This is a genomic window from Kitasatospora sp. NPDC086009, assembly GCF_044540385.1.
Taxonomy (GTDB): Bacteria; Actinomycetota; Actinomycetes; order Streptomycetales; family Streptomycetaceae; genus Kitasatospora.
Genome location: NZ_JBITSA010000037.1, coordinates 18014 through 31661, shown reverse-complemented (window position 1 = coordinate 31661; position 13648 = coordinate 18014). Strand labels below are relative to the sequence as shown.

The following is a 13648-nucleotide window of genomic DNA, read 5'->3' as shown; positions in this document are numbered from 1 at the left end:
CACGACACCCCCAACGGTTGGACGGACGGACGCCACCGCACATCCAACCGCTGGCACCGCCAACCCGGCGAACTTTCCCGGTCAGAGCACTAGCTCCCGGGCCGGCCACCCGATGTCCCGTGCGTGCACCGGTAGTTGACGCTCGGCGCACATGCCGTGGAGCACGGCTGCGTCCTCCTGACCGCCTTCGGCCACCGGCCCGGTAGGCCCGTACCGTTCGGCCGGTTCGTCACGGAGTCGGAGCGGCGACGGCGGCTGGCAGTCCCGGAACGGTGGCGCGCGCCGTGCTCCAGTGGTTCGACGAGGCCGGCCTGCGACGAGATTCGAATGTCCAGTTCACCGGCGCCACGGCGGGGGCGAGGAGAAGGCGATCGACACGGCCCGGCTACCGCGTGCCGAGTGACTGGATGCCGTTTCTGAGCGGCAGTACCGAGACATCGCGATCGCCCCCTTCGAGGCGGGCTTCCAGGTAGGCCTGTTCGGCTCGGTCGCGGACGAAGCCGTGGTCGAGGAGGGCGGGACGTGGACCGAGTTCTCTCCCGACGACAGGTCCACCGGGGGTGAGTCGGCTTCACACCGCAGCATGCGGCGGGGGCGCCCCGGTGGTCCTTCGCAGCCAGTTGTCGAGAACGGCATGGTCAGCGTCGGTCAGGCCCTGGCGGGGGTCGACACGATGGGGCAGGGCAGGTCCTCGATGGTGTGCAGAGACCCACGCCCGATCGGCGTTCGTGATGGAGAGTCGGCTTGGGGCGCGGTACCCGGATCTCTCCGAGCCCGTTTCCCCAAGCCGCTCACCGAACCGGACGTGCCCGTCTCCGAGCATCCGGCTCTCCACGGAGTCACGCTGTCTTCGTGGCGATCTTGACTGGCCAGGGTGAGGGAATCCTGCTGCTTCTCCACCGGTAGCGACTCACGGTCACCGCCGAGATGTCGAACAGCTGGACGTCATCCAATGCCAAGGCTCTCCAGCCGTATGGGCCTTTGAACCGTCGTCGGAACGCCGTCCACGTCAGCCGATAGCGGTATATCACACAGTTGACAACCCGCCACCAGACGAATGCCCGAAGCCGGTTGAACGTGTGCTTGGCGACCGCGTGCTTGAAGTAGTTGGCCCATCCTCGCTGGATCTGATTGATCCGGTAGAGGAGTGTCCCGAACTCGTGCTGATTCTTCCTGTGGGTCAGCGATCGGATCTTCCGCTTGAACTCGCGGACTGGCTTGTCCGCGATGAACGTGGAGACGTACCACTTTCCCGTTCCCCTCTTACGCTTCCACTTAATGTGGAAGCCGAGGAAGTCGAACCCATCCTGCATGTTCACCACTCTGGTCTTCGCCTCGGACAGGCGCAGACCTAGAGAGGCCAAGACCTCCTGAGAACCTTGGTGCGGAGCGCCTCGACGTGTTCGCGGGTTCCGTTGGCCATGACGACGAAGTCGTCCGCGTAGCGGACGATGCGCCAGGTCGCCAGCCCCTTTCGTTTCCGTCGTTCCTGCTCAACCTGGCCCCATTCATTCCACTGCTCCGCAAAGTGCTCGTCTAGAGCACTCAGAGCGATGTTGGCCAGGAGAGGCGACAGGATGCCTCCTTGTGGAGTGCCGGTGAAATCCCCTTGCCGGCGGCCGGATTCAGTCATGACCCCCGATTTCAGGAAGGATTTCATCAGGGCCAGCACTTTCTTGTCCTTGATTCTCTTCCGGACCCGGCCCATCAGAGCATTGTGATCGATCGAGTCGAAGCACGCTTCGATGTCCGCGTCCAGCACCCAGCGGTATCCGTGAGTGCCGTAGAAGTAGATCTCGGCGATTGCGTCATGTGCTCGCCGGTTGGGCCTGAAACCGTAGGAGACGGGCTCGAAGTCCGCCTCGAAGATCGGCTCCATGACCAGCTTCAGCGCTGCCTGCACCACTCGGTCCCGCACCGTGGGAATGCCAAGACTGCGCAGCTTCCCCCCGGCCTTCGGAATCTTCCGCTCCAGCACGGGCGAGGGACGGAACGACCCTTCCCTGAGCTGGGTGCGGATGTCGGCCAGGAACGCTTCCACTCCGACCTGCTCCGCGATGTACCGGACCGTGGCCCGGTCGACGCCGGCAGTTCGGGCTCCGGTGTTGCCCGCGACCCGTTCCCAAGCAACCGTCAGGAATCCCGGGTCGTGCACCAGGTTGAACAGATCACCAAAACAACGGCCCTTGTCGGCCGTCGCCCAACAGTGCAGCTTGGCCTGCATCTCTCGTACCCGCATGTGAGGGCCAAGGCCCCCTTGCGGAGTCGCGGAATTCACCTCAACGTCTCCGAGCATTGCAATCCCTCCCTGCTGTCCTCCGCTGCCACCCTCCGCCATGTGACCGGCTTTCCCGGCCTCGGACTACTACGGCGGCTCCGCCCCGCCTTGGATGGTTCAGCTGACAACGAGCCCAGCCGGATATCCGTACTGGCGGTACGGCCCGTGGCGCATCCAAGACGGTTCCCGTGTTCACCGACTGTTCGATCGCTGGAGGAGGTGCCCGGCTTTACCCCCGCGGCATCGCCACGGCTACGCCGTGGACATTCACCGTGGCCTCCCGATCCGGCGACGATGCCGGATCGAAAGTTATCCATCGTCAGACCAGAGTGATGGATACGCACCGCACCCAGCCCATATCCGCCAGGTTGGAGCTGGTAGGGACAGTTAGGGAGCTTCACGCACCGGTTCCTCTCGTACACCTTTCCAACTTGCGCGCCGAGCATGCCTCTATCTGGCAGTGCTAGATTCACCTCGGCTCTGTCAGGGCTGCTCCCGCCCTCCTCGACGTTTCCCGAGTCGGGCTGCCCTCAGCTTCAGAGTCCTGCCACGACAGAACTCAGGTGGTGGTCTTTGCGGCTCGGTGAACCACGAGGGGTGGACGGCGGCGCTCGTGCGAGAGTTCGAGCTCGGCTCGCGTCTTGTCATCAAGGGACACCCGGTGGTGAGGGCGCGCGAAGGCCCAGCAGGTGTCCTCACCACGGCCGAGAACAACCTGAGGCCCTTGCACCCGGCACAGCGTCACAAAGCCAGCACCACGTGAAAGGTCACCGGCGTGCCATGCCGGGAGAGTCCGAAACCTCGGCCTCGACCGACCGGGCGGCCATGGACCGTGGCCCGGCGTCGGTGATCTTCTAGCACTCCGACGGCAAGGAGGCTCGCTGCCCACCGACACCCGATCCGTTCCAGGACACCAGCATGATGGCCCGGGTCAGCCACACGCCAACCTGCGAGGCGCCCGTTGCGGCAACCGGTGCACGCGGCGATGTGCTCTTCCGGGCTGCTCGCCGCCGGTGGTGCGCACCAGCGGGGTGGGCGCTGTTGCCGCCCACGTCCACGACGAGGGGCAGAACGTCGCCAGAGCCCTCACGGGCAGCGTCTGTACCCGTCGAACAGCTGCCGGATCACCTTCCGCGTCCGCACGCCCAGCGGCTCCTCAAGCCGACAGTGCGTCAACGTTGCCCCGTCCGATCCCCGCAATTCCACGGCCACCGCGTCCAACAGGCTCCGCAAGGCGGCGATCGTCGCCTGCAGAGGGTCGCGCATGTGCCGTCCATGGCTGATTGAAGGCCCGCCAGGCCTACCTGGTGACGCTTGGCGGTGTCCGAGCGCTGTCCGGTCCCTGTGCGGTGGGTGGCAGACGGCAGGGGCGATCGTGCGCTCGATGGGCGAGGCGTTGTGCTGCTCGTTCCGCGACCACCTGGGGCTGCGGGCGTTGGCCGAGCGGCTGCTGCCCGAGGTGGTTCAGGACGATCGGTCACTTCGCCCCGCCTTCGCCGCCCGGTCCGGGACTGCAACGAATCTGTCACGAGGTCTCCGATCGGTTGAGCGACGTTTGCGGGTTCGCCCATGCTGATCTGGCACGGTCCGGCAGGACATGTCGCCAGGGGGGCGAAGCCGGGCAGGTACCGAACAGCGTCTGCGGATGACCTGGAGACTCGCAACGGGCCGCAGTCGTGCTGCTGACGGGCGGGGGCCCAGGAGCGTACGCTCCGCCGCGGCAAGGTCCCCCGGCTCCTGGATTGGGCGCTCGTCCTTCACCTGCCGCCGATTTTGGACCTTGAGGATTGGAGAGGTGCTCATGGCACAGCAGGAGATCGTGGCATTAGCCATGTCCGGCGCGACGACGATCGTCGCGGCGATGGCCACGGACGCCTGGGGGAACGTCCGTGACCGCGTGTCGGCGCTCCTCCAGCGCCGTGGTACCGAACCGCGTGCCGCGATCGCGGCGCGCCTGGAGAGCAGCGCGGAGCAGGTCGCCCGGAGCCGGGACGTCGACCGTGCTCGCGAAATGGTCCGCGGGCCGTGGCAGTTGGAGCTCGAAGGCTTCCTGGACGCACATCCCGAGGCGGTCGAGGAGCTGCGGGCGCAGCTGGACGCGATGCGGGCGGCGCTGCCGAAGGCCCAGCAGCAGTGGGTGCAGAACAACACCTTCAACGGCCCCGGCACCAATTTCGCGCTGCAGGATGGTACCCAGAACAACTACTACATGGACTCCTCCGCCCCCAGGGCCCATACCGGTGCGGGGGGTGAGGAGAGGACGGGCTGACCGTGGGCACGCCGGTGGGCCCGGGCGAGGGCGTGGTGTACACGCAGAACATCACGGCCACCGGCGGTGGCCGGGTGTACGCCGTGCAGCACGGGGACCAGTACAACTACATCTATCGCGGCACCCCGCCCTACCGGGTGGAGCCCTTCCCGCTCACCGGGCCGGCCGCCCTGCCGTCCGGGCTGGCGCGGGTGCCCAGCCGCCTGCTGACGGCCCGTCACCAGGTGGTGCCCTTCCTGCCCCGGCCGGAGTCGGCGCTGCTGGAGTCCTGGCGGGACGAGGCGGTGCCGGGGCTGTCGGTGCGGCTGCTGCACGCCGAGGGCGGGTCGGGCAAGACACGGCTGGCCGCAGAGTTCGCCGCGCGCTCGGCCGAGGCGGGCTGGGCGGTCGCACTGGCCCGCCACCGCAGCGAGGTCGCCTCGGCCGGGGGCGAGGACCAGTCCCTGACGGTACGTGCCCCGGGGCTGGTCCTGGTGGTGGACTACGCCGAGCGCTGGCCCCTGGAGGACCTGATCACCCTGCTGCGCCAACACCGGGACGCGGCCCGAGACCGGCTGCGCATCCTGCTGCTGGCGCGCCAGGCCGGCGGTTGGTGGCAGGGTCTGGCCCACCAGCTCGCCAAACTCGACGTCCTCGATGTCGAGAAGTTGCGGCTGGAGGGGCTCCCCGACGCCCCCGGCGCCCGGGCGGCCGTGTACACCGCGGCCCGCGACCGGTTCGCCGAGGTCTTCGCGCACCCGAACGCCGCCGGGATCGGTGTGCCCGGTGACCTGAACGACCCGGCGTTCGCCCTGACCCTCACCGTCCACATGCGGGCCCTGGTCGACGTGGACGCCGCCAGCCGGGGCCGCGCCGCCCCGACCGGCAACGGGCAGGCGAGTCTGTCCTCCTACCTGCTGGACCGCGAACAGGACCACTGGCACTCCTTCCACGACCGGGGCCGCGGCCCGCTGCGTAGTGACCCGCGCACCATCGGCCGGGCGGTGTACGTGGCCACCCTCGCGGGCGCCCTGGCCCCCGCCAACGCCGTAGCCGCCCTGGTGCGGGCCGGTGCCGCCGACAGCACCGCCGCCGGCGGGCGACTGGCCGAGGACCACGGCCGCTGCTACCCGTCGGCCGACTCGGAGCTGCTGCTGGACCCGCTCGCCCCCGACCGGCTCGGCGAGGATTACCTCGCACTCACCCTGCCCGGCCACGAGGAGGAGTTCGGCTACCACGCCACGGACCCCTGGAGCGCCGCCGCGCCGGCCCTACTGCTGGTGCCCGACGACGGGACCGGTGAACCTGCGGGCTACACCCGCCAGGCTCTGACGGTCCTGATCGAGGCGGCCCACCGCTGGCCCCACCTGACCGCCCGACACCTCGAACCGATCCTGCGCGACCGCCCCCGCCTCGCCCTGGCGGCGGGCAGCGCCGCCCTGACCCGCCTGGCCGCCCTGGAGACCCTCGACACCGCCGTCCTGGAGACCGTCGAGCCCTACTTCCCCGCGGACCGGCACACCGGCCTCGACGTCGGCATCGCCGCGATCGCCGCCCGGCTGGCGGAACACCGCCTGGCCACCATCACCGACCCCGCCTCCCGCGCCCGCATCCACCGGGGCCTCGCGCTCCGCCAGTCCCGGGCCGGCCTGCGCGACGAGGCCGTCGCCGGCGGCCGGCAGGCCGTACGGATCTGGCGCGACCTGACCCGGACCGGCCCCGGCCACCACGCCGACCTCGCCGCCTCGCTGGTCAACCTCAGCGGTGACCTGTCGGCGGTGGGACTGCGGGACGAGGCCCTGGCCGCCGCCGAGGAGGCGGCGGGCCTCCACCGCCGGCTGGCCGCAGGCAACCCGGCCGTCCACGAACCGAATCTCGCCGCCTCACTGGTCAGCCTCGCCGCCCTGCTGGCGGAGGCGGGGCGGCGGGACGAGGGCCTGGCCACCACCCAGGAGGCCGTCGACATCCTGGGCCGGCTGGCCCAGGCCGACCCGGCGGCCCACGCACTCGGTCTCGTCACGGCCTTGAGCAACCTCGGCCACCATCTGTCGCGGGCGGGGCGGCGGGAGGAGGCCCTGGCCACCACCCGGTCGACAGTCGACGTCTACCGCCGGCTGGCCGCCGGCAACCCCGCGACCCACGAACCCGACCTCGCCGGCCAACTGACCCTCCTCGGCCTCCACCTGGTGGGCGTCGGGCGCCGGGAGGAGGCCATCACCGCCGAACTGGAGGCGGTGGAGATCCGGCGCCGCCTGGCCGCCGACAACCCCGCGGCCCACGAACCCGCCTTCGCCCTCGCGCTGTCCAACCTGAGCGTCTCGCTGCTGGAGGCGGGGCGCCCGGCGGAGGCCCTCACAGCCGTCGGACAGGCGGTGGAGATCCGGCGCCGACTGGTCGCGGGCAACCCCGCGGCCTTCGAAGCCGACCTCGCCCACTCGCTGGTCAACCTCGGTATCTGGCTGTCGGGGGAGGGACGCGGGGAGGAGGCCCTCTCCGCCGAGCTGGAGGCGGTGGAGATCCGGCGCCGCCTGGTCGCCGGCGACCCCAAAGCCCACGAACCCGACCTCGCCGCCTCGCTGTCCAACCTCGGCAGCTACCTGTCGGCGCTGGGGCACCTGGCGGAGGGCCTGGCCGCTGAACAGGAGGCGGTGGAGATCCGGCGCCGCCTGGTCGCCGGCGACCCCAAAGCCCACGAACCCGACCTCTCCCGTTCCCTGGGCAACCTCGGCGTCCACCTGTGGGAGGCGGGGCGCCGCGCGGAGGCCCTCGCGGCCGTCGGACAGGCCGTGGAGATCCGGCGGCGGCTGGCCGTCGAGAACCCGGGGGCCTTCGAACCCGACCTCGCCCACTCCCTGGCCAACCTCGGCAGCTGGTTGACGGAGACGGGGCAGCGGAAGAAGGGCCTGGCCGCCACCGCGGAGACTGCCCACCTCTACCGCCAACTAGCCGCGAAGGAGCCCGCCCTCTTCGAAGCCCAGTCCGCCCGCGCGCTGTCCAACCTCGGCGCCGGGCTGTTGGGGACGAAGCGGCTGGTGGAGGCCCTGGTCGCCTTGGAGGGGGCGATCGGCATCTATCACCGTCTGGCCGCGGCCGACCCCGACACCCATGAACCCGGCCTCGCCCGCGCGCTGTCCAACCTCGGCGCCGGGCTGATCAAGGCCGGGGTGCCGCAGAGCGCCCTCCCTCCCCTCGCACAGGCGGTCGACATCCACCACCGCCTGGTCACGGAGGTCTCCGAGGCTTTCGAGCCCGGCCTCGCCAGCGCACTGTTCAACCTCGCCTCCTGCCTCACCAAGACGGGACGGCGGGAGGAGGGCCTGGCCGCCGCCGCCGGAGCGGTCCGCGCCTACCGCCGGCCGGCCGTGCACGACCCCGCGGCCTTCGGTCCCAAGCTCGCCACCGCGCTGTCCACCTTCGCCGTCTTCTCGTCCGAGGCGGGGCGGAGGACGGAAGCCCGCGCCGCCGAACTGGAGGCCGCGGAGATCCGGCGCCAGCTGGGCAGGGCCGACGCACCCCGCCCCGCCGGCCCGCCGTCGGGTGTCGGCACCCTCCTGTCGGGCATCGGACGGCGGGTCGGTACGGTTCTCCGGCCGCGCCGCAAGGATCCGCGGCGGAGCGGCTCCCCGGAGTCGCGGACGTTCACCATCGAACTCCCGGACGGGACGAGGACGGACGTCGTCGCCCCGGGAGGCACCGCCGCCGAACCGGAGTCGCGGACGCCCGCCGCAGGCCTCCCGAACGGGACGAGGATGGACCTCGTCGCCCCGGGAAGTCCCGACACCCGGCAGGAGGACACCAGCCCCATCACCGAACAGCAGTCGCAGACGTTCACCGTCGACCTCTCGAACGGGATGTTGCTGGACATCGTCCTCGGCGAAGAGGCCGACGCCAGCGAGGAGTCGCAGACGTTCACCGTCGACCTCCCGAACGGGACGAAGATGAACGTCGTCGTCGAGGGAAGTCCCGACGCCCCGCAGGTGGACGCCGGCGCCGTCATCGAGGTGGCGAATGAGGTCTACCGCCTGCTGACCAGAACCGAGCCGCCCGCCGCCCAGTCGGACCTCGCCACCGCGCTGTCCGACCTCGGCATCCGGTTCGGGAGGCTGGGATGGCACCGGGAGGCCTTGGCCGCCACCGAGCAGGCGGTGGTGGTCCGGCGCCTGCTGGCCGCGGCCGACCCGGCCACTTTCGAGGACGACCTCGCCGCCTCGCTGTTCGACTTCGGCGCCCTGATGTGGGAGGCGGGGCTGCGGAAGGAGTGCCTGGCCCCGGCCGAGGAGGCGGTGGAGGTGCGGCGCCGGCTGGCGGCGGCCGACCCGGCCGAGCGCGGACCCGGCCTCGCCGTGTCACTGGGCAACCTCGCCCTCTACCTGCGGGGGACCGGGCGACTGGAGGAGTGCCTGGCCACCGCCGGGGAAGTGGTGGAGCTCTGGCGCCTGCTGGCCGCGGCCGACCCCGCCCATGGGCCCCGCCTCGCCGCCTCGCTGTTCGAACTCGCCATCCACCTGTCGAAGGCGGGGCGGCGGGAGGAATCCCTGGCCCCGGCCGAGGAGGCGGTGGAGGTCCGGCGCCTGCTGGCCGCGGCCGACCCGGCCCATGGGCCCCGCCTCGCCGATTCGCTGTTCGAACTCGGCAGCCTCCGGTCGGAGGCGGGACTGCGGGAGGAGTCCCTGGCCGCCCTCAGGGAGGCGGTGGAGGTCCGGCGCGGACTGGCCACAACCGACCCCGCCGCCTTCGCACCCGGTCTCAGCGACTCGCTGATCGACCTGGCCAGCGACCTGTCGGAGGCGGGACATCCCGAGGAGGCCCTGGCCACCGCCAGGGAGGCGGTGAAGATCCGACGCCGACTGGCTGCGAACGATCCCGCCACCCACCGACCCCGTCTCGCACTCCTCCTGTCCAACCTCGCCCTCCACCTGTCGAAGGCCGGGCGGTGGTCGGAGGCCCTGGCCACCGCCGAGGAGATGGTCGACATCTACCGCCGACTGGCGGCAAACCATCCGACCACCCATGGGCCCCGCCTCGCCGCCTCGCTGTTCGAACTCGCCCGCCATCTGTCGAAGGCGGGACTGCGGGAGGAGTCCCTGGCCGCCGTCAGGGAGGCGGTGAGGGCCTGGCGCCGACTCGCCGCGAAGAACCCTGCCGCCTTCGCGCCCCGTCTCGCCGACTCGCTGTCCGATCTGGCCAGCGACCTGTCGGGGGCGGGACATCCCGAGGAGGCCCTGGCCGCCGCCAGGGAGGCGGTGAAGATCCGACGCCGACTGGCTGCGAACGATCCCGCCACCCATGAACCCCACGTCGCCCTCCTCCTGTCCAACCTCGCCCTCCACCTGTCGAAGGCGGGGCAGCGGTCGGAAGCCCTGGCCACCGCCGAAGAGACGGTCGACATCTACCGCCGACTGGCTGTGAACGACTCCGTTGGCTACGAGCCACAGCTCGCCCGTGCACTGTCCAGTCTCGGTGCGCTCCTGACGGAGGCAGGGCTGCATGAGGAAGCTTCGGCCGTTACCGAGGAGGCGGCAAAGATCAGGCGCACGTCCTAATCGACCAGCACCACCAGCTCCTTGTGCTTGAGCGGCACGTTCAGGTGCTCCTCCCGCTCCAGAACTGCTCACCCGAGGGGCGGGTCGGGTACGGCCGTTACCGGTCCCCGGAGCATGCGGGGCTGAGTCTGGGGCCCGGGATCCGGGTCAGTTGGCCGAGCGGATCTGGAGGGCGTTGATGCCCCAGTGGATCGACGGGTCCGAGGTGTGCACGGTGAACTGGAAGTCCCGGCCGGGACGGGCGGGGATGTCCACCGAGCCGACGCCGACGGAGTCCACCGGGCACTGAACCGTGAAGTCGGCCGGAGCCAGACCGCCGACGTGCACCTGTACCGAACCGCCGCCCTGACAGCCGACGGTGACGGTGATCGGCAGCGTCTCGATCACCGAGGCCGTCACCGCGCCGCCGTTCCCGATCCAGTCGGGGATCGAGAACATGGTGTCCTCGTCCGGCGCCGGCGGCAGGATCTGGCCCGTCCCCGGCTGACCGAAGGGCTCGTCCGAGGCCGGTGCAGGGTCGGCGGACTGCGCCGATGCCGTCCCGGCGAACGCCAGGGTCACCCCCAGCACCCCGGCCGCTGCGGTGAGCGTGCGCGTCTTCGTCCGCTTCATCGTGGTCCCCCCCTGCTGCGTTCACGTGTCGTACCGGTGTTCGGTACACGAAGTTGATCCTAGAGCGCGGCACCAACAAGACGCTGAGCGGGTGGCGGTCGGGTCCGGGCGCCGGGGCCCGTCAGGCACCGATGCCGGAGGCGGGCCGGCCCGGTCGGGCGCCGGGCCGGGCCGTTTCACGCCCGCGCCACGCCCGTGCAACACGCCGCTGGGAGCATCGACCGCATGCTCTCCCTGGTTGCCCCGCCCGCGCACGGCAGGACCCCGGCGCCCACCGAGGGCGGCGGGGCCGGGGCCGTGCTGCGCGCGGTACTGACCGGCGGCCCGCTGACCCGCAGCGCCGTCGGCCGGGCCACCGGCCTCAGCCCGGCCGCCGTCTCCCGGCACACCGCCGACCTCACCGGTCTCGGGCTGTTGCGCGTACTGCCCCCGCCGGACGGTCCGCCCAGGGCGGGGCGCCCACAGCTGCCGTTGGACATCGACACCCGTCACCACCTCGCCTGCGGGGTGCACATCGGCGTGCCGTGGCTCACCTTCGCCCTGCTGGACCTGCGCGGACGGGTGGTCGCCCACGAGCGCCTGCCCCGGCGTGGCGACGCCGCTGCGGTCCTGGGAGCCATCCGGGCGTACCTGCCGGGCTTCCTGGCCCGCCGGGCCACCGGCCACTCGGTGCTCGGCCTCGGAGTGGTCACCGGCGGCTGGGTGGACTCCGAGAGCGGCAGCGTCGTCGCCCACGGCCCGCTCGGCTGGCACGACGTCCCCGTCCGCGACGTCCTGGCCGACGCCACCCGGCTGCCGGTGCACGTCGACAGCCACGCCCGGGCGCTGGCCCGGGCGGAGCTGCTGTTCGGCGCCGGCAGCACGGCCACCGAACTCGTCCAGCTGTTCGTCGGCAACGTCGTCGACGCGGCCATCGCCACCGGCGGCAGCGTGCTGCTCGGGCGGCGATCTCGCGCGGGCGACATCGGCCACCTCGCCGTACCCGGCTCCAGCGAGCCCTGCTGCTGCGGGCGCACCGGCTGCCTCCAGGCCACCGTCGCGGACCGGACGCTCGCCCGCCGGGCCCACGCCCTCGGCCTGATCCCCGGCCCCGACTTCGGCCTGTTGCTGGACCTGGCCGGCACCGGGGACCCCACCGCGATCCGGCTCTTCGAGGAGCGGCTCCGGCTCGTCGCGCCCGCCGCCGGCCTGCTGCTGGACGTCCTCAACCCCGAGGTTCTGGTGGTCAGTGAGGCGGGGATGTCGGTGGCGTCCTGCCTGCGCCCGTATCTGGCGGCACAGATCCGGCTGCACTCCAACGCGGCACCCGAACAGCTGGTCACGGCGACGGCGTTCGGCGTCGAGGTGCTGGCGGTCGCCGCCTGCGCCGGGGTGCTCGACAGCGTCTACCAGCGTCCGATGGAGCTGCGGACGGCCGGGAGTTCGACCGCCCGGGCGATGCGGTGAGCCCTCGTCAACGGCGCATTAATTCCACCGCCAGGTGAATCGTTGAACGGCCGGAGGGCGGGCCGGAGAATCGGGTCGATCCCTTCCCCCGCCCGTCTTACGAGCTCCGGAGTGTTTCGCCATGCCCGAAAATCCCGCCGAGCGCCAACTCCACTTCAATCTCTTCCTGATGGGTGTCGGCCACCACGAGGCCGCCTGGCGCCACCCCCGCACCGACCCTTCCGCCGCGGGTGACATCGCGCACTTCCAGCGGCTCGCCCGGACCGCCGAGGCGGCCTCCTTCGACTCGGTGTTCCTCGCCGACGGCGTCGAGGCCCGCTCCGACGGGGGCTGGGGCCTGATCAGCCACTTCGAACCGTTCACCCTGCTCACCGCGCTGGCCACGGTGACCACGAGGATCGGCCTGATCGGCACCGTCTCCACCGGTTTCTCCGAGCCCTACAACCTGGCCCGGCAGTTCGCCTCGCTGGACCACATCAGCCACGGGCGGGCCGGCTGGAACATCGTCACCTCGGCCGGCGACCGCGCCGCCCAGAACTTCGGCCGCAGCGCCAACCAGGACCACGCCGTCCGGTACGAGCGGGCCGCCGAATTCCTCGACGTGGTCACCGCGCTGTGGGACAGCTGGGAGGACGACGCGCTGCTGCTGGACCGAGCGAGCGGGGCCTTCGCCGCCCGGGACCGGGTGCACGACATCGACCACGTCGGCAAGCACTTCCAGGTGCGCGGGCCGCTGAACATCCCGCGCAGCCCACAGGGCCACCCGCTGCTCGTGCAGGCCGGATCCTCGGACGACGGCAAGGCCTTCGCCGCCCGTTGGGCGGAGGCGGTGTTCACCGCGCAGCAGACGCTGGCGGAGGGGCAGGCCTTCTACGGCGACCTCAAGCGACAGACTGCCGAGGCGGGCCGCGACCCGGCCCAGGTGAAGATCCTGCCCGGCGTCGTCCCCGTCCTCGGCTCCACCGAGGCGGAGGCACGCACGCTGGACCAGGAGCTGGACGAGCTGATCAACCCGGCCCGCGCGGTCGGCGTGCTCTCCACCGTGCTCGGCGTCGACCTCACCGACCACCCGCTTGACGAGCCGCTGCCGCCACTGCCGCCGGTCACCGAGATCAACGGTGCCAAGAGCCGCTTCGAGCTGATCCGCGACCTCGCGGTTCGCGACCGGCTGACCCTGCGCCAACTCGTCGGGCGGCTCGGCGGCGGCCGGGGCCACCAGGTCGTGGTCGGCACTCCCGAGCAACTCGCCGATCACATCGAGACCTGGTTCACCCAGGGCGCGGCCGACGGCTTCAACGTCATGCCGCCGGTCCTGCCCGGCGGCCTGGACGACTTCGTCGAGCAGGTGGTCCCCATCCTGCGGGCACGCGGCCTGTTCCGCGAGGGTTACACCGGGAGCACCCTGCGCGAGCACTACGGTCTGCCGCGGCCGGTCGGGCGGTACACCACGCCGTAACGGCCGCACGCCGGGCCGGCGCCCGGCCGCACGGGAAGGCCCGGACCGCTCGGTCCGGGCCTTCC

General features: G+C 71.4%; 7 protein-coding genes. 4 read left to right on the top strand and 3 right to left on the bottom strand.

Going from position 1 to position 13648, the window contains the following annotated elements; genetic code table 11:
* Positions 1-839: 839 nt before the first annotated feature.
* A complete protein-coding gene (locus ACIF6L_RS38200) occupies positions 840-1313 on the bottom strand; it encodes a group II intron maturase-specific domain-containing protein (protein ID WP_396491866.1) in 474 nt (157 codons plus the stop codon).
* 38 nt (positions 1314-1351) lie between these two features.
* Positions 1352-2224, bottom strand: a complete 873-nt coding sequence (locus ACIF6L_RS38195) for a reverse transcriptase domain-containing protein (protein ID WP_396491865.1) — start codon at positions 2222-2224, stop codon at positions 1352-1354.
* Between the two features lie 1849 nt (positions 2225-4073).
* Between ACIF6L_RS38195 and ACIF6L_RS38190 the strand changes: the two genes are divergently transcribed.
* Positions 4074-4547, top strand: a complete 474-nt coding sequence (locus ACIF6L_RS38190; protein ID WP_396491864.1) for a hypothetical protein — start codon at positions 4074-4076, stop codon at positions 4545-4547.
* A gap of 2 nt (positions 4548-4549) precedes the next feature.
* Positions 4550-10069 carry a tetratricopeptide repeat protein gene (locus tag ACIF6L_RS38185; RefSeq protein WP_396491863.1) on the top strand — a complete coding sequence of 1840 codons (5520 nt, stop codon included), beginning with the start codon at positions 4550-4552 and terminating at the stop codon, positions 10067-10069.
* A 147-nt stretch (positions 10070-10216) separates the two neighbouring features.
* Here the strand turns inward: ACIF6L_RS38185 and ACIF6L_RS38180 are convergent, their stop codons facing one another.
* On the bottom strand, positions 10217-10681 hold the full coding sequence (locus ACIF6L_RS38180) for a hypothetical protein (RefSeq protein WP_396491862.1): 465 nt from the start codon (positions 10679-10681) through the stop codon (positions 10217-10219).
* Positions 10682-10906: 225 nt separating this feature from the next.
* Here ACIF6L_RS38180 and ACIF6L_RS38175 point away from each other — a divergent pair, with 225 nt between their 5' ends.
* Positions 10907-12127, top strand: a complete 1221-nt coding sequence (locus ACIF6L_RS38175; RefSeq protein WP_396491861.1) for an ROK family protein — start codon at positions 10907-10909, stop codon at positions 12125-12127.
* Positions 12128-12248: 121 nt separating this feature from the next.
* On the top strand, positions 12249-13583 hold the full coding sequence (locus tag ACIF6L_RS38170) for an LLM class flavin-dependent oxidoreductase (RefSeq protein ID WP_396491860.1): 1335 nt from the start codon (positions 12249-12251) through the stop codon (positions 13581-13583).
* Positions 13584-13648 lie beyond the last annotated feature (65 nt).